The organism is Mesorhizobium sp. C372A (assembly GCF_030323245.1).
Taxonomy (GTDB): Bacteria; Pseudomonadota; Alphaproteobacteria; order Rhizobiales; family Rhizobiaceae; genus Mesorhizobium.
In genome coordinates, this window is record NZ_CP100475.1 from 2831527 (window position 1) to 2848233 (window position 16707).

13 protein-coding genes are annotated in these 16707 nt (G+C 62.7%); 3 read left to right on the forward strand and 10 right to left on the reverse strand.

Going from position 1 to position 16707, the window contains the following annotated elements:
* The first annotated feature begins 97 nt into the window (after positions 1-97).
* Positions 98-1552: a glutamate synthase subunit beta gene (locus NLY42_RS13465; RefSeq protein WP_023686414.1), complete on the forward strand. Its 1455-nt coding sequence runs from the start codon at positions 98-100 to the stop codon at positions 1550-1552.
* On the opposite strand, the gene NLY42_RS13470 is transcribed toward NLY42_RS13465, so the two are convergent.
* Both NLY42_RS13470 and NLY42_RS13475 read right to left on the reverse strand, forming a co-directional pair.
* The gene (locus NLY42_RS13470; RefSeq protein ID WP_023755025.1) at positions 1549-2754 is read right to left on the reverse strand and encodes an SGNH/GDSL hydrolase family protein; all 1206 of its coding nucleotides are present in this window, start codon (positions 2752-2754) and stop codon (positions 1549-1551) included. The genes NLY42_RS13465 and NLY42_RS13470 overlap by 4 nt on opposite strands.
* Positions 2755-2858: 104 nt before the next feature.
* Complete coding sequence (locus NLY42_RS13475; RefSeq protein ID WP_023744196.1) at positions 2859-4082, reverse strand: lytic murein transglycosylase; 1224 nt, start codon at positions 4080-4082, stop codon at positions 2859-2861.
* 207 nt (positions 4083-4289) lie between these two features.
* Here NLY42_RS13475 and galU point away from each other — a divergent pair, with 207 nt between their 5' ends.
* A complete protein-coding gene (gene galU, locus NLY42_RS13480) occupies positions 4290-5195 on the forward strand; it encodes a UTP--glucose-1-phosphate uridylyltransferase GalU (protein ID WP_023671956.1) in 906 nt (301 codons plus the stop codon).
* Here galU and NLY42_RS13485 read toward each other — a convergent pair whose 3' ends face one another.
* On the reverse strand, positions 5196-6980 hold the full coding sequence (locus NLY42_RS13485; RefSeq protein ID WP_031201344.1) for an outer membrane beta-barrel protein: 1785 nt from the start codon (positions 6978-6980) through the stop codon (positions 5196-5198).
* Positions 6981-7130: 150 nt separating this feature from the next.
* Between NLY42_RS13485 and NLY42_RS13490 the strand changes: the two genes are divergently transcribed.
* Positions 7131-8126, forward strand: a complete 996-nt coding sequence (locus tag NLY42_RS13490) for a KpsF/GutQ family sugar-phosphate isomerase (protein WP_023671954.1) — start codon at positions 7131-7133, stop codon at positions 8124-8126.
* A gap of 87 nt (positions 8127-8213) precedes the next feature.
* Here the strand turns inward: NLY42_RS13490 and NLY42_RS13495 are convergent, their stop codons facing one another.
* The 7 genes from NLY42_RS13495 to NLY42_RS13525 form a co-directional block, all read right to left on the reverse strand.
* The gene (locus NLY42_RS13495) at positions 8214-8678 is read right to left on the reverse strand and encodes an NfeD family protein (protein ID WP_023671953.1); all 465 of its coding nucleotides are present in this window, start codon (positions 8676-8678) and stop codon (positions 8214-8216) included.
* A 96-nt stretch (positions 8679-8774) separates the two neighbouring features.
* Positions 8775-9725 (reverse strand): SPFH domain-containing protein, encoded by a 951-nt coding sequence (locus NLY42_RS13500; RefSeq protein WP_023686408.1) that lies wholly within the window; start codon positions 9723-9725, stop codon positions 8775-8777.
* Between the two features lie 158 nt (positions 9726-9883).
* A complete protein-coding gene (gene hemH / locus NLY42_RS13505) occupies positions 9884-10948 on the reverse strand; it encodes a ferrochelatase (RefSeq protein WP_023686407.1) in 1065 nt (354 codons plus the stop codon).
* 155 nt (positions 10949-11103) lie between these two features.
* A complete protein-coding gene (locus tag NLY42_RS13510; protein WP_023744199.1) occupies positions 11104-13131 on the reverse strand; it encodes a bifunctional metallophosphatase/5'-nucleotidase in 2028 nt (675 codons plus the stop codon).
* A 197-nt stretch (positions 13132-13328) separates the two neighbouring features.
* Complete coding sequence (locus NLY42_RS13515) at positions 13329-13706, reverse strand: Omp10 family outer membrane lipoprotein (RefSeq protein WP_023686405.1); 378 nt, start codon at positions 13704-13706, stop codon at positions 13329-13331.
* A 188-nt stretch (positions 13707-13894) separates the two neighbouring features.
* On the reverse strand, positions 13895-15340 hold the full coding sequence (locus NLY42_RS13520; RefSeq protein WP_023686404.1) for a homospermidine synthase: 1446 nt from the start codon (positions 15338-15340) through the stop codon (positions 13895-13897).
* Positions 15341-15467: 127 nt separating this feature from the next.
* A complete protein-coding gene (locus tag NLY42_RS13525) occupies positions 15468-16706 on the reverse strand; it encodes a hypothetical protein (RefSeq protein WP_023755024.1) in 1239 nt (412 codons plus the stop codon).
* Position 16707 lies beyond the last annotated feature (1 nt).

The window sequence follows — 16707 nt, forward strand, 5'->3', positions numbered from 1 at the left end:
TCAGCGACAGTTTGACCTCGGATGCAAGGTTGCCACGGCTGCCTCAAGGGGTTAACGGGTGCGAAAACCGCACCATCTGGACAGCAGGAACTGGACTATGGGCAAGGTAACAGGCTTTCTCGAAATCGACCGGCAGGTGCACAAGTACCAGCCGGCCTCCGACCGCATCCGGCATTTTCGTGAATTCACGCTGCCGATGTCGGACAAGGAGGTCGAGAAACAGGCGGCGCGCTGCATGGATTGCGGCATCCCGTTCTGCCACGGGCCGACCGGTTGCCCGATCCACAACCAGATCCCGGACTGGAACGACCTCGTCTACAATGGCGACTGGGACAATGCGATCCGCAACCTGCATTCGACCAACAATTTCCCCGAGTTCACCGGCCGCATCTGCCCCGCGCCCTGCGAGGAAGCCTGCACGCTGAACCTCGAGGACATTCCGGTTGCCATCAAGACTGTCGAACAGGCAATCGCCGACAAGGCTTATGAAACCGGCCATATCCGGCCTTATCCGCCAGAGAAGAAGACGGGCAAGCGGGTCGCTGTCATCGGCTCCGGCCCGGCAGGGATGGCGGCGGCGCAGCAGCTTGGCCGCGCCGGCCACGAGGTCAGCGTTTATGAGCGTGAGAGCCGTCCCGGCGGGCTGATGCGCTACGGCATTCCCGACTTCAAGATCGAGAAGCACTATATCGACCGCCGCATCGAGCAGATGCAGGGCGAGGGCGTGACCTTCCATTGCGGCGTCAATGTCGGCGTCGACAAGCCGGTGGCAGAGTTGCTCGCCGGATACGATGCGGTGCTCTATTGCGGCGGTTCGGAATCGCCGCGTCCGGCCAATATTCCGGGCGACGATCTCGGCGGCGTCTATGACGCCATGCCCTATCTGGTGCAGCAGAACCGTCGCGTCGGCGGCGAGCCGATCCAGTCGGTGGCCTGGCCGTCGCATCCGATCATCGCCGGCGGCCAGCATGTCGTCGTCGTCGGCGGCGGCGATACCGCGTCCGACTGCGTCGGCACCGCCTTCCGCCAGGGCGCGGTGCGCGTCACCCAGCTCGACATCCGCCCGCAGCCGCCGGAGAAGGAAGACAAGCTTTCGGTCTGGCCTTACTGGGCGACCAAGATGCGCACCTCGTCCTCACAGGCCGAAGGTGCGGAGCGCGAATTCCAGGTGGCGACGCTCGAATTCATCGGCGAGGACGGCCAGCTGACCGGCGTCAAATGCTGCGAAGTCGACGAGAAGCGCAAGCCTATCCCCGGCACCGAATTCGTCATCCGTGCAGACCTCGCCTTCATCGCCATCGGCTTTGCCGGACCGGCTGCCGCCGGCGTCGCGAAAGAGCTGGACGGTGAGATGAAAATCACCACCGACAGCCGCCGTTCCCGCAATGTCGAAGCCAACGATCGCGACTACAAGACCAGCGTCGACAAGCTCTACGCCGCAGGTGATGTGCGCCGCGGCCAGTCGCTGGTTGTGTGGGCGATCCGCGAAGGCCGCCAGGCCGCGCGCTCGATCGATGAAGCGCTGATGGGGTCGACGGTACTCCCCCGTTAACGGTTGATCGCCGTCGTCGTATCCGTCGCGGCAGCGGCCTTGGGCGGCCAGGAGAAGTCGTCGGCGCGACCGGGCGAGGCCTCGGGCGCCTTGCCTTCGAGGATTAGTTTTTCGCCGGGCAGATCCGGATTGGCTTTCGGCGCCGCCGCCGCACCGAGAAGCTCGGTCCCGCCGTCGAGCGCCGGATCGTTGAGCAGCATTGGAACGGTGCGGTCGACCACGATCGGGGCGGCGGGCAGCGACGGCGCCTCGACCGGGGCGCCGGCCGGTGCGGCAGCCGTCACCACGCTTCCCGGCGCTGCCAGGCCGAGGATCTTGGCCAGCGGCTTTTCGGTGTAGAAGGCGAGCTTTCGCTTGCCGGCTTTCGAGACGTTGATGCCGTCGTCGGAGCGCAGCCGCACGGCCTGGCCGTTAATGTCGGGGCCGGTCGAGACAAAGGCGCCGTTCTCGTCGACGAACCCATCCCAGACATCGACGAATTCGCCGCCGTTCTTCTCGGCAGCCGAGTGGTAGATGTCGTTGAATGCCAGCATGTCGGAGGTCATCTTCGGCGTCTTGAAGGCTGGCATGCCGACCCACAGATAAGGCACCTTGGTCGCCGCCAGTGCCTTTCCCAAGGCTTCGGTCCGGCGTTCGTATTCCTTGGTCCAGTTCTCGGAGCGCGGCTGCTCGCGCACATCGTTGACGCGCATCTGCTGGCGGTCGTTGGAGCCCAGCATGACGACCACGGCGGCGGGCTTCTCGGTCTCGACCAGCGATTTGACCTGTTCGGGCCAGTTGTAGACATCATCGCGCACGAAACCCGAAGAACCGTTGGCGCGCTCGACGATCCTGACGTTGGCATTGTCGGCAAAGGCTGTTTCGAGGCCTTCGGCCAGGCCGTTGGCCATGAAATCGCCGATCACCAGAACGACGCGGGCATCCGGTGTCTTCTCGACAATCGGAGCGGAAGGTTCAACGGGTGCACGGGGCTTCTTCTTGACCTTCGGCTTTGCCTTGCGGACGTCGAGCGGCGGCTCGATGCGTTCGCTGCGGCGCGGGAACAGAAGGTCGCGCAGCGACCAGCCGCGGTTCTGCGGTTGTTCCTGCGCCAAAGCCGGTGTGTGGAAAGTGCCGGCGAGTCCCGTCGCCAGGACAACGATGGCCAGAACGAGGATCGGCAAGCGGAAAACGATCACACGGATACGCGTTGCCGAAACCAAGCACCCTCTCCATCCCTTGGTGCATGGCCCTCGCAGGGGATCATGCACAGACCGATGCTACGGCATCCCCTGCGCGTCACAGATGCGCGCTGCCGTCGCCGGCTCTATTTCTTTCTGAGCCATTTGAGCACTTCCATGCTCGGATACCCGTCCTGGGTCAAGCCGACCGTTGCCTGATAGGTCATGATGGCGGTTTTCGTGCCGTCACCGATCTTGCCGTCGAACTTGCCGTCGTAAAGTCCGTGCTGCGAAAGCCGCTTCTGCAACTCCTGCCTTTCCTCGAAGGACAGTTTGGTGAAGGGCCGCTTCCAGTCCTGCACCAGACCATTAGAGCCGGCGATTTCGTCGGCAAGAAGGCCGACGGCCAGGGCATATTTGTCGGCGTTGTTGTAGGCCTTGATGACGGAGAAGTTCTTGATCATCAGGAAGGCCGGTCCGCCGCGGCCGTCCGGCACTTTCAGGGTCGCCTTGTCGGTTGCGTTCTTGAACGGCTTGCCATTGGCCCTGGCGACGCCGAGCGCCTGCCACTGCGCCAATGTCTTCGAGCCGGCCGGCAGTTTGCCCGCCGGAATGGTGACCTCGTAGCCCCAGGTCTTGCCGCCCTGCCAGCCATTCTTCTTCAGCAGATTGGCTGATGTCGCCAACGCATCGGGGATCGAATTCCAGATGTCGCGCTTGCCGTTGCCGTCCATGTCGACGGCATAATGCTGGTAGCTGGTCGGGATGAACTGGGTCTGGCCCATGGCGCCGGCCCAGGAGCCCATCAGGTGGCTTTCGTCGATGTCGCCGGTCTGCAGGATTTTCAGCGCGGCGACCAATTGGGTGCGGGCGAATTTCGAACGCTTGGCGTCGCCATAGGCGAGGGTTGCCAGCGAGCGGATGACATTGCGCATGATGTCGTCGCGCTTGAGGATCTCGCCATAATTCGATTCCATCGACCAGATGGCGAGCAGGATGTAGCGGTCGACGCCGAACCTGGCTTCGATCCGGTCCAGCCACGGCTTCCATTTCCTGGCCATCTGCTGGCCGACGGCAACGGACTGGTCATGGACGCGGTTGTCGAAATAGTCCCAGGCGGGCGCGGTGAACTCGGGCTGGGTGCGTGCCTTTTCCAGCACCACCGGGTCGGGCTCATTGATGCCCCGGAACGCTCGGTCGTAGACCGCGCCGGAAACGCCGCCCGCCACGGCCGTGGCGCGGAAGCCGGCGACCCATTGCCGAAAACCGGCATCGGCGAAGGCCGGTCCGGCCGGCATCAGCAAGGCGAGCGAGAGGCTGGCCGCCGTCAGCACGCTGGTAAAGAGTTTTGCGGCACTGCGAACGGACATATTTTCCCCTTTCTCTATCTCAGGAAAGACCATTCATCGCCGAACCGGGTTAGCAATTGGTTTACCATAGGCGGCGCCTGGAACGAAAAGACACCTGGATGCTTTACCGGTTGATGTTTCCCTCAATGGCCCGATAATCCACAATTCCGGCGCGAAAATGTCGCGAGGCGGGATTGCCGGGCACGCCCTCAAACGGATAATTGACGCATGAAGCGAGTTCGCAAGGCAGTTTTCCCGGTCGCCGGTCTCGGCACACGGTTTCTCCCGGCCACCAAGGCCATTCCCAAGGAGATGCTGACCGTCGTCGACCGGCCGGTCATCCAGTATGTCGTCGATGAGGCGCGCGAGGCCGGCATCGAACATTTCATCTTCGTCACCGGCCGCAACAAGGCGGTCATAGAAGACCATTTCGATATCCAGTTCGAGCTCTATGATACGCTGGCACAGCGCGGCAAGGACGACCAGCTGGCCCGCTTGCAGCGGCTGCAGCCGGCCCCGGGGCAGACCTCGTTCACCCGCCAGCAGGTGCCGATGGGTCTCGGCCACGCCGTCTGGTGCGCCCGCGAACTGGTCGGCGACGAACCCTTCGCGCTGTTGCTGCCCGACATGATCATGCAGTCGGAGAAGAGCTGCACGAAGGCCATGGTCGAGCTCTACGAGGAGACCGGCAACAACATCATCGCGGTGCAGGAATGCGATCCGGCCGAAACCCACAAATATGGCATTGTCGGCCGCGGCGAGGACACGCATCACGGCTTCCGCATCACCGAGATGGTCGAAAAGCCGAAGACCGGCACCGCGCCGTCCAATCTCTACATCAACGGCCGCTACATCCTGCAGCCCGAGATTTTCAAGATCCTCGAAAGCCAGGAAAAGGGCGCCGGCAACGAGATCCAGCTCACCGACGCGATGCTGAAGCTGGAAAAGCAGCAGCCCTTCTTTGGCTACCACTTTCAGGGCCGCACCTTCGATTGCGGCTCGCCGGAAGGCTTCGTCGAGGCCAATGTCGCCTTCGCGCTGTGGCGCAGCGACATGAACGAGAACATGGCCGGCGTCATCCGCACGCTGCTCGATGAGATGAAGCCGTCCGAGCGTCGCGGCGCTGCTTTTTAGCTACCGCTGCAGCTTCAGCCCCAAATAGATGCTGTTGGCGGTGTAGTTGCGCCCGGGCAGATTGCTGGTCAGCTTTTCGGTGCGGGCGCGGCTGGTGAGGCCGACATAGCGGTTCAGCCACCAGGTCAGCCCGGCCTCTGCACTCAGCGTCATGTCATGGCCGTCGGAGCCGGTGTAATTGCGCCAGTCGAGCCCAAGGGCTGCGTTGCCGGTCAGGTCGGCGCGGATCTGCCGCTCGCCGGTGAGGCGGCCGGAATAGAGGATGTCGCCGCTCTTACCGGCATTCGTCGTGCCTTCGACCGTGGTTCGCCCGGTGAGGCCGATGATGGTACCGCGCTCGGGCGACCATTTGAGGTCGGCATTGATGGTGGCTCCCGAAATCGCCTCCAGGTTCTTGTCGTCGATCGCCTCCCTCAGCCAGCCGGCCGAGAACTCACCCTTGAGCTTCTCGCCCATGTCGACTTCGATACCGGCGCGCGCGCCAAGCCGGGTCGAAGAGCGCTCGAAGCCCTTGTTGTCGATCCGTTGGTCATATACCCGGCGGCCGAGCTCAATCTCAGCAAAGGGCGTCAGAGCCGGGGAAATTTCATAGCCGGTCCGCAACGTTGCGGTGTAGAGCGTGTTGTCCTGGTCCTTCTGCGACAGCGAGGTGCCATCGGTAAGTTCGGCATCGCCATAGATGTCGTGGGAGACGGCGCCGGTCAGCGCAAAGCGCATCTTGCCGACGTCCTTCTCGACGCCGAGGCTGCCGTCGACCGTCTGGCGGATCGGCTGCGATTTGACGCCGGCAATGGCGTCGGGCGCGGAGGCCGATTCCGGTGCAATCTCGTAGCCGAGCTTGGCGATGGCGCGCAGTTCATTGTCGAGGTCGACATTGTACGTGCCTTGGATACGGCCGCGTGCCTCATTGATCTTCTGGCCCGAAATGGTGTTGCGGAAATTACCGTAGCCGTCGATGACCGCCGAATTCTCGCGCCAATCGGAGGCGGCGGAGAAACGCAGCGCCGTTTCGGACAGCACCGCCGACTTGCCGCCAGCGCTGGAATCGGCGTTCGACGTGACGGCAACGCCCTGCTCGAGCGCCGGCCGCAGCAGGAACGAGCCGACCTTGATGCCGGTTGCCGCGTACGGGTCGTCCTCGAGCTTCTTCTTCAGGCCCTCGATGGCGTCGGTGCGCTCGGCGCCGGGGTCGAGCTTTCGTCGGTCGACGCCGTCGACGGTGAGGACACGGCGGTTGGCTATGTCCTGATCGGCGTCGCCTGCCGCAGTGCCGTCCGGAGTCGTTCCGGTGGTGGTCTGGTCCGTGGCTTTGCCAGGCTTCTTCTTGTCGGCAGCCTTGGTTTTGTCCTTGGCCTTGTCTGCATCCGCGTCGGCGCGTTGCTTTGCCGTCGACGGGCGGCGTGGCAGGACGGTTGGCGGCTTGTCGGCGAACGAATCGTCGATGGTCGCCGGCGGGTCGAAAATGCTGTTTGCGCCGGCCTGTGACGGGTCGGTGTCATCAGGCAAGGCGCCATCGCTGGCCGGCACATAAGCGGTTGGCGTGTTTCCCGTGGGGGCGGTGTCGGCAGGGGCGGGCTTGACCTGCGTGTTGGCCTTGCTCAATTGCCTGGCCCGGCGCTGCTGGTCGGACAGGATCGCCGATTCCGAAACTTCGCCGCGCAGCTCGGTCTCCTGGGCATGAAGCGCAGTTGGCCGCAGCAAAGCGAGCACGCTCGTCGCCAGAAGCAGAGCGCAAAACGCTCTGCCCGTTCGACCTTTTTTCTCTTGAGGTTGGGCCCGCGACATCGTCACCACTGCTTGCGCGGCGCAAGCGCGCCATCCTTACCGAACCGTAAACGGGGATGGTTAACGGAGGGTTGAAGGGGTGCCTGTCGGACATGGCTGGACGGCAATTCTGTTGGACAGGCGAACGGCAAAGCGCTAATCGCATCAGCCATGCATGCGGGATCCCAAGAAAAGAAGCCTTTGGAGGCTTCGATCGCCTCGGCGCTGAGAACGGTAGCCACGGAACAGGCCGGCGTGGCGGCATTGGCCGCCGCGCTGGAGAACGAACTGGCCGAACCTTTCGCCCGCGCCGTCGACATGGTGTCGCGCATCAATGGCCGCGTCATAGTCACCGGCGTCGGCAAAAGCGGCCATATCGGCACTAAGATCGCGGCCAGTCTGGCTTCGACCGGCACGCCTGCCTTCTTCGTCCATCCGGCGGAGGCCAATCATGGCGACCTTGGCATGATCGCCAGAGACGATGCCATCATCGCCATGTCATGGTCCGGCGAGAGCAGAGAATTGATGGGCATCGTCGCCTATTCCAGGCGCTTCTCGATCCCGCTGATTGCGATTACCGCGGGCGCGGCCTCGGCGCTGGCGCGCGCGGCCGACGTGGTGCTGCTCCTGCCGTCCGTGCCGGAAGCCTGCCCGCACGGCCTGGCGCCGACGACATCGACCCTGCTGCAACTGGTGGTCGGCGATGCGCTGGCTATCGCGCTGCTCGAAGCGCGCGGCTTCACGCCCGACCATTTCCGCACATTCCACCCCGGCGGCCAGCTCGGCGCCAATCTCACGCAGATCCACGAGATCATGCATGTCGGCGAAAGGCTGCCGCTGGTGGCTTCCGGCACGGGCATGCGCGAGGCGATCCTCGAATTGTCGAACAAGGGCTTCGGCTGCGTGGCGATCGCGACGGCGGATGGCGCGTTGGTGGGCATCATCACCGATGGCGACATCAGGCGTCACATCGGCAGCAATCTCATGGAAATGAGCGTCGATCAGGTGATGACGAAAAAGCCGAAGACGGCCACACCGGACACGCTGGTGGCGACGGCGCTGCAGATTATCAACAATTCGGCCATTACGAGCCTGATGGTGGTCGAAGGCAGGCGGCTCGTGGGACTGGTTCATCTGCACGACCTGCTGCGCATCGGCGCCGCCTGAAAAAATCAAAGGACGCGTCGCGTTCGGGAAGCCCTAGGCGACGCGGCCTGATTTTCCGGATCGAAAGCGCCATGCGCTTTCGAAATGTCAAACTGCCTCGACGGTCAGTTCCAGATCGGTGTCGGCCGAACTGACGACGCGCACCTGCGTGCCGGCCGGCAGGTCGGGACCGGAGACGCGCCACAGTGTGTCGCCGAGTTTGATGCGGCCGCGACCGTCCTTGATCGGCTCGGCCAGCGTTGCCATCCTGCCGACCAACTGCGCGCCGCGCCGGTTGAGCAGCGGCTGGTCGCTAGGGGTATTACGCCCACCAACCAGCTTCTTTCCGGCAAAGGCCGAGACCAGCGACAGGGCCAGGAAGGCGAGGACCTGGACTTCCCAGGCCCAGAAGCTTGCGTCCCAGACGAGCAGGGAAATCACACCGATCACCAATGCGGCGATGCCGATCCACAGCATGAATATTCCTGGCGCGATGACCTCCATCACCAGGAGGACGAAGCCCAGAACCATCCAGTTCCACGGACCAAGTTCGGAAATGATGCGGTCGAACATGGGAGTGCGCTCCTACTTCCTGTGGAGCATGATCTTTTCCGAAAACCGGTTCCCACTTTTCGGGATCATGCTCGCGACCTCAGTTCTCGTCAGGTCTCAGTTCTCATTCGGGCGAACCACCGGAGGGCGGGCGGCTTGCCTGGCGGCGCCGGCGGTACCTTCGCTGCGGAACACCTCCCTGGCGATCTCGCTTATGCCGCCGAGCGTGCCGATCAGCGCCGAGGCTTCCATCGGCATCAGCACGACCTTGCTGTTGTTGGCGGTGCCGATCTTGCCCATCGCTTCAGTGTATTTCAGCGCCACGAAGTAGTTGAGTGCCTGCACGTCGCCCTTTGAGATGGCTTCCGATACAACCTGGGTGGCTCGCGCTTCGGCTTCGGCCGAGCGTTCGCGCGCCTCGGCGTCGCGGAAGGCGGCTTCCTTGCGGCCCTCGGCCTCGAGGATCTGCGACTGCTTGAGGCCTTCGGCGGCGAGGATCTGCGCACGCTTGTTGCGTTCGGCGGTCATCTGACGGCCCATCGATTCGATGAGGTTGGCCGGCGGATTGATGTCCTTGATCTCGACGCGGGTAATCTTGATGCCCCACGGATGCGCCGCTTCGTCGACGACGCGCAGCAGCCGTTCGTTGATGGCGTCGCGGTTCGACAGCAGTTCGTCGAGGTCCATCGAACCCATGACGGTACGGATGTTGGTCATCGTCAAATTGAGGATGGCGTTCTCCAGGCCGGCGACCTGGTAGGCGGCCTGGGCCGCATTGAGGATCTGGTAGAAGGCGATGCCGTCGACGCCCACAATGGCGTTGTCGCGCGTGATGATTTCCTGGCTCGGAACGTCGAGCACCTGCTCCATCATGTTCATCTTGGCGCCGATTCGGTCGACGAACGGCACGATGAGGTTGAGGCCGGGGCTTAGTGTTTTGGTGTAACGACCAAAGCGCTCCACCGTATAATTATAGCCTTGCGGGATTGTCCGGATGCCTTTGATAAGAAGCACCAATACCAGAAAGGCAAGCGCACCAATCGCAATACCGAAACCACTGAAGTCCATTTGAATCTCCCTCAGATGCCGGCCATGGCGTTGATTCCATGCAACCGACTTCACCAAACACTTAGGTGTGTTTCAATAATGTTACAATCAGGTGATCGTTGATTATTAGTGCATGGAATAGCGCAACTGCGGCGATCGATCGCCGCAACGTGGCGGCCTCAGACCCAGCCCGACAGCTCGCGCCGCACCATCGCCTCGATCACCGCCATGCCTTCTGCACTGTCGTTGAGGCACGGGATGTGGGCGAATTTCTCGCCGCCGGCGTGATGGAAGGTCTCGGCCGCCTCGCGGCCGATTTCGTCCAGCGTCTCGATGCAGTCGACGGAAAAGCCTGGGTTGACGATGGCGATCGATTTCACGCCGTCCTTCGCCAGTTTCTCGACCGTCTTGTCGGTGTAGGGCTGCAGCCATTCCTGGGCGCCGAAGCGCGACTGGAAGGTGATGATCAGCTTCTTTTCATCCCACCCCAGTCGTTCACGCAACAGCCGTGTCGTCTTCTGGCAGTGGCAGTGATAGGGATCGCCCTTCTCGAAATAGGGCTTCGGGATGCCGTGATAGGAGGTGATGACCACCTCGGGCTCGAAGTCTAGCGTTGCCAGATGCCGTTCGATCGAATGGGCGAGCGCCTCGATGTAGACCGGCTCGTCATAGTAGGGCGGAACACTGCGCACGGCAGGCGCGCGGCGCATCTTCATCAAGGCGCGAAACAGCTGGTCGTTGGCGGTCGCGGTGGTGGTCGCGGAGTATTGCGGGTAGAGTGGGAACGACAGGATGCGGTCGCAGCCTTGCTCGACCAGCCTTTGAGCGACGCTCGCGGTCGAGGGGTTGCCGTAGCGCATCGCCCAGTCGACCACGACATCGGGTAGGTCGATGAGCGCTGCGGCCAGCTTTTCGCCCTGCGCGCGGGTGTAGGTGCGCAGCGGCGACTCGTTCCTCTCGCGGTTCCATATCCTGGCGTAATTGGCGCCGGACTTCTTCGGTCTGGTGGTCAGCACCAAGCCGTAGAGGATCGGATACCAGATCGCCTTGTTGAGTTCGATGACGCGCGGATCGGACAGGAATTCGCGGAGATAGCGCCACATCGGCTTGAAATCGGTACCGTCCGGCGTGCCGAGATTGACCAACATGACGCCGATCTTGCCTGCCTTTACCGGCGGATGTCCGGCCGGCAGCGGGTCGAGCGCTTTCGCGGCTTTGGGGTCGACAGGCGTGGAAAGCGTCATGAAGGTCTCCCGACACCGCGAAACCGACGATGTCGGGCGAACCTAGCGATGTGGCGCGAGTTTTCAATGCCGCGTCTGGCCGCACCTTACCCTGAAAGCCAAAAACCCGTCCGGTTACCCGGACGGGTTTTGCTGGTCGCAAGTGCGAAGCGAGGTTACTTCGCCGGAATGGTCAAGGTCGCGCCGACAGGAAGCCGGCGTGGTTCGTAGCCTTTGTTGGCCTCGGAGATCACCTTCCACTTGGCGCCGTCGCCGTAGGCCTTCTTGGCGAGATCCCAATAGGTATCGCCGGCGACGATGACATGGCTGGCTTCGGCCGGGGCGGCGTCAGCCGGCTTTGCCGGAGCAGGTGCGGCTTCGGCCGGTTTTGCCGGTTCGGCCGGAGCCGGCGTTGCCGGGGCGGTTTCCGCCGGGACAGTCGGCGGCGTGGTGGTGATGTCGCCGGAGCCTGCCGGCAATGCGGGCATCGCCGGCTCCGCCGGTGCAGCCTCGGCCGGTTTTGCCGGTTCCGCTGGAGCAGGTGCCGGTTCGGCTGGTTTTGCCGGCTCGGCGGCCGGGGCAGCCGCTACGGTTGCCGCGACCTCGGTGATGCGGCCGTCGAGCTTCGGCGTATAGGGCCGGTGCGCCGCGAGATAGTCGGCAACCACCTGTTCGAGGCCGGGGCCGTAATCGTAGGCGTTCTTGGCCTTCTCGGCGAAGACCTTGTAGCCGTCGCCGCCCTGGCGGACGTAATTGTTGGTGGCGACCAGATAGTCCTTGTCCGGATTGATCGGCGCCCAGGCACCGTTCTGCATCACCTCGACCGACTTGACTCGGCCGGCATTGGGCGCGACCGACTTGTCGAAGGAGTATTTGAGACCTGCCACCTGCGGGAAGCGGCCGCCGCCGTCCTCGACCTGGCTGACGCCGTTTTCCAGCCCGGCAACCAGATCCTTGCCGGAAATCTGGAAGGTCGCCAGCGTGTTCTGGAAAGGCAGCACGGTCAGCACCTCGCCCATGGTGACGGTGCCCTTGTCGATCGAAGCACGCAGGCCGCCGCCATTGGAGACGACGATCTCGACGCCCTGTCCCTTGACGCGGTCGAGAATGGCGTCGGAGACGAGATTGCCCATCGCGCATTCCTTGGTGCGGCAGCTTTCGCGGCTGCCGTCGATGGCCTCGGTGGTCTCGGCCACTTCCTTGTTCTTCAGCGCCTCGATCGGCGCGCCGAGCTCCTTGATGCGGGCAAGAACGGCCGGATCGGGGATGATCGACTTGTCGAGGAAGATCGGGTCGCCGCTGGCTTCCTTGACGTTGCCGTTGTCGTCGAACACGACCTTGAATTCGCCGAGATATTTCGAATAGGACGCGGCCTGCACGACAGGCACCTTGGAGCCGTCGGGGTTGTCGACCATCGTCGGATAGGGGCCTTCCCCCTTCGGGTCGGTGTTGGACAGAAGCGAATGGCTGTGGCCGCCGACCACCACATCTATGCCCGGGATCTTGGCGATGACATCGCGCTCGCGCCTGTAGCCGATATGGGTGACGGCAATTATCTTGTTGACGCCTTGCGCCTTCAGCTTCTCGACCTCGGCGGTGATCGACTTGACGTCGTCCTCGATGGTAATGTTGGGGCCGGGAGAGGCGAGTTCCGGTGTGTCGTTGGTCACGGCGCCGACAATGCCGATCTTCTGGCCGCCGACCTCAAGCACAATCGACGGCTTGATCTTGCCTGCGGCGCCGGACTTGTCGTTGGGCACGACATTGGCGCTGACGATCGGGAACTTCGCCTTGTCGAGATAAGGCACCAGCGCGCTCTCGCCATCGTCGAATTCGTGGTTGCCGAGCGTCACCGCGTCGGGCTTGATCTGATTGAGGAATTCCTCCTCCGCCGTGCCCTTGTAGGTGATGTAGAACAGCGATCCCTGAAAGCTGTCGCCGGCATTGAGCAGCAGCACGTTCTGGCCTTCGAGCTTCTTGCGCTCCTGTGCGATCGCGGTGACCAGCCGGCCGGCGCCGCCGATGCACTCACCCTTGGTCTCTTCCTCGGCCGAGCAGGTCGACTCGTATTTGTTGTTGCCTTCGATGCGGCTGTGCCAATCGTTGAAATGCAGGATGTTCAACGTGTAGTCGGCAAAGGATGGTGCGGCCGACAGGCCGAGTGTCGAGGCAGAGAGGGCGGCAATGGCGGCGAGCTTCTTCATCTTCGTCTCCCGGATATGATCAAAGGCGTTTAACGCTCTTGCCCGACTGCAGGATAACAGCCAGCATTTCGGGTATGTTCACATCGCGGTTGTGGCGATGCAAGAAGAATCAGGGCGGATAACCGGCATCGGTTTGCCGGCATAAAAAAGGCGGCGGCATCGCGGCGCCGCCATCCGCAAAGCCGCATGGGAAAGGTTCAGCCGCGCCTGGTCAGCACGAAGTTCTGCCCGGCGGAGCTGGTGCAATTCAGCTGGTTTATGGACACCAGCAGGCAGTTGAAAGCGATTGGCTGCTGCCGGATCAGCGAGGTTCCGTTGATCTCGACCGAGGTGGCGCCGGTCTTGGTGTAGCTGCCGTCAGCGAATTTCTCACCGGTCTCCGCCGAAACGGTGGTGAAGACGCCGCCGTTCAATGTCGAGACCGCCTTGCCTTCGGCGTTCAGCCATGAGCCTTCGACGCCTCGCGCCTGCGATGAGATCGGTGGCCCGTCGGAGCCGCCGGTGGTGCAGGCGGCAAGCATCGTCGCAAGAACGCCCGCCGCGCCCGCAGAAAGAATTTTGCGCACAATCGTCATATCAAATCCTCTCCTGACGCATCGGCCCAATCGTCAAACGACGTTTTGGGGAACACGATGTGCGTGGCCTCAAGTTTCCAGAGCCGTCCCTCGTGCGTCCAAATGGATGCACACTGCTCTCGTCCGCATCCCTTCAATCGCCCGATTTCCGGGCGATTGCAAGGCAGTGAGGCAGGGGTATGGAACCGCTATCGAACGAGGATGTTGCGGAATTGCCACGGGTCGCTTTTGTCGAGGTCCTCGGGAAACAGGCCCGGACGGTTATCGAGCGGCGTCCAGTCGGTGTAGTAGCCCTTGACTGGTCCGAGATACTGGGACTGCACTTCCAGGCAGCGCTTGTAGTCCATCTCGTCGGCCTCGACGATGCCGGCTTCGGGGTTTTCCAGCGCCCAGACCATGCCGGCGAGCACGGCCGAGGTGACCTGCATGCCGGTAGCGTTCTGGTAGGGCGCCAGCTTGCGGGCTTCGGCCAGCGACAGCTGCGAACCGTACCAGTAGGCGTTCTTGGCATGGCCGTAGAGCAGCACGCCAAGCTCGTCCACGCCGTCGACCAGCTCGTTTTCGTCAAGCACATGGTGGACCGGCTGCGGCTTGCCGGCAGCGCCGAACATTTCGTGGAGTGACAGCACGGCGTCGTTGCAGGGGTGATAGGCATAGTGGCAGGTCGGGCGGTATTGCACCTTGCCCTTCTTCGACCGCACGGTGAAGAAGTCGGCGATCGAGATCGCCTCATTGTGCGTCACCAGGAAACCGTATTGCGCGCCCGGCGTCGGGCACCAAGAGCGCACGCGGGTGTTGGCGCCGGGCTGTTCGAGATAGATCGCAGCCTTGGAGCCATGCTTGTGCTCCTTGCCGTTCTTCGGCATCCATCTCTCATGCGTGCCCCAGCCGAGCTCGGCCGGCTGCAGCCCTTCCGAGATGAAACCTTCGACCGACCAGGTGTTCCAGAACACGTTCATCGGCTTCGGCTTCTTGGTGCGCTGGGTGTCGCGCTCGGCGATGTGGATGCCCTTGACGCCGGCCTTCTTCATCAGCTTCGCCCAGCCGTCACGGTCGTCCTGCGCGGGTTCGGAAAACTCGAGGCCGAGGTCGCCGGCAAGGTTCAGCAGCGCCTGCTTGACGAACCACGAGACCATGCCCGGATTGGCGCCACAGGTCGAAACCGCGGTAGCGCCGCCGGGCTTGTCGTGCTTCTCCTTGATCAAGGCTTCGCGCAGCGCGTAGTTGGTGCGGCTGGCATTGCCGGCCTTGGCGTCGAAATAGAAGCCGAGCCACGGCTCGACGACGGTGTCGATGTAGAGCACGCCGAGCTTGCGGCAGAGCCGCATCAGGTCGACCGAGCCGGTATCGACCGACAGATTGATGCAAAAGCCCTGGCCGCCACCATTGGTCAAAAGCGGCGTCAGCAGTTTCTTGTAGTTCTTCTCGGTCACGTGCTCCTGCACGAAGGCGATGCCGCGCTCGTCGAGCAGCTTGCGGTCGGTGTCGAGCGGGTCGATGACCGTCATGCGAGACTTGTCGAATTTGAAATGGCGCTCGATCAGAGGCAGCGTTCCCCGTCCGATCGAACCAAAGCCGATCATCACGACAGGGCCGGTGATTTCACCGTAAACGGGCCAGTTTTCATTCGCCATTTTATCGAGCACTCCTTCAAGCAACGCGCCAAAACGGCCGTTCGACCGCCGCGCGACAAACCATAGATCATTGTCACAATAAAGCGAAAAGCAGGGATAAGGTTAGTTCCCGACGGCGCAGATGCGCCTACGGTTCGAGCAGTTTCGCGAATTCCGGTGTGAACAGCGCTTGTGCTTCGGAGACCGGCATTTCAACGAGATCGTCGCCGCAAGCCTGGATGACGTTGGGCAAACCTTGCAGCCCGAAGACCAGAACCTGCCTGTCGCCATCGCGCTTCAGGCTGGCGCCGAGATAGTCGCTGATCAAATCGTCGATGCCGCATTCGGCCTCGTAATCCACCTCGGTCTGGTCGCTTGGCTTCTTGCGCTTCTCCTTGACGAAGGTGGCCAGCGAGGGGCCTGGCTTGCCGTCGACCGTATCGGAAAACATGTCCTGAAGGGTAAGCAAGGCGCCACGGCGCACGTCCATGACATAGGCGTCGGAATAGTTGTTCGGATGCGCACCGCCGCAATAGAGGCTGCCGGATTCCGACCAGCTCATCAGCTTCGGCGTCAATGACGTAACTTTGGACGTCGTGTCTTCATAGCCGCCAAGCGAATCGTCGTCCATGCCCTCCATCGGCGGCCCGTCGTGGAAACCGGCATATTGCAGCGCCGCGCACGTCAAGGCGCTGAGGCTGTCATGCCAATGGCGGTTCTGCAGCAAGGCATTGGCGGCTTCGATCGGCGCACTGCCGGCGAGATCGACGATGCGCGGCCTGGCGAATTTGGTGCGCGGATCGGTGACATAGTTGTAGGCTGCATCCGGCCAACCTTCCTTGGCGTCTGCCTTGGGCGCGAAATCCAGCTTGAGATAGTCGTAGGGCGATGCCGCCATGGTGATCGGCGCATCGTCACCCGAGAATGTCATGTCGGTGAAATCATAGAGATCGCGTGGCGTCGTCGCCGGCGTCTCCGTCTGGGCACGGCTGGCGATCCTTGTCAGCTTCAGCGGCAGGGTCTTTTTGGCCGTCCAGGTGCCTTCCAGCGTCTTGCCCTTGTCGGCGGAACTCAACCGCCAGACGGCGCCGATGGGTGGAGCCTGGCCGTCGCCGCACTTCTTGGCATCGCAGGCTTCTTCCTCGGCCAATTGAAAGGTGGCGCCCTTGCTCGACTTCGCCTGCAGAGGAATATCGACGCCCTTGGAGCGGTAGAAATAGCGCGCCGCCAGTGCCTCTCCAGCCGTCGCCGGATCACCGGTAAACTCGACGACGATGTCGATGTTGCCGAGCTTCCCCGCATAGGTCACCGGTTCCGCATGCGCTGTTGCCGGCAACGCCAGGAATGCACCGAGCAGGACGGCTAGCTTCAGAACATGTCGGACCATC

Bases quoted from the DNA above. Each gene is read 5' to 3' on its own strand.
- NLY42_RS13465 (WP_023686414.1), top strand. From the start codon at position 98: ATGGGCAAGGTAACAGGCTTTCTCGAAATCGACCGGCAGGTGCACAAG.
- NLY42_RS13475 (WP_023744196.1), bottom strand. From the start codon at position 4,082: ATGTCCGTTCGCAGTGCCGCAAAACTCTTTACCAGCGTGCTGACGGCG.
- galU (WP_023671956.1), top strand. From the start codon at position 4,290: ATGAAGCGAGTTCGCAAGGCAGTTTTCCCGGTCGCCGGTCTCGGCACA.
- NLY42_RS13485 (WP_031201344.1), bottom strand. From the start codon at position 6,980: ATGTCGCGGGCCCAACCTCAAGAGAAAAAAGGTCGAACGGGCAGAGCG.
- NLY42_RS13490 (WP_023671954.1), top strand. From the start codon at position 7,131: ATGCATGCGGGATCCCAAGAAAAGAAGCCTTTGGAGGCTTCGATCGCC.
- NLY42_RS13495 (WP_023671953.1), bottom strand. From the start codon at position 8,678: ATGTTCGACCGCATCATTTCCGAACTTGGTCCGTGGAACTGGATGGTT.
- NLY42_RS13500 (WP_023686408.1), bottom strand. From the start codon at position 9,725: ATGGACTTCAGTGGTTTCGGTATTGCGATTGGTGCGCTTGCCTTTCTG.
- hemH (WP_023686407.1), bottom strand. From the start codon at position 10,948: ATGACGCTTTCCACGCCTGTCGACCCCAAAGCCGCGAAAGCGCTCGAC.
- NLY42_RS13510 (WP_023744199.1), bottom strand. From the start codon at position 13,131: ATGAAGAAGCTCGCCGCCATTGCCGCCCTCTCTGCCTCGACACTCGGC.
- NLY42_RS13515 (WP_023686405.1), bottom strand. From the start codon at position 13,706: ATGACGATTGTGCGCAAAATTCTTTCTGCGGGCGCGGCGGGCGTTCTT.
- NLY42_RS13520 (WP_023686404.1), bottom strand. From the start codon at position 15,340: ATGGCGAATGAAAACTGGCCCGTTTACGGTGAAATCACCGGCCCTGTC.
- NLY42_RS13525 (WP_023755024.1), bottom strand. From the start codon at position 16,706: ATGGTCCGACATGTTCTGAAGCTAGCCGTCCTGCTCGGTGCATTCCTG.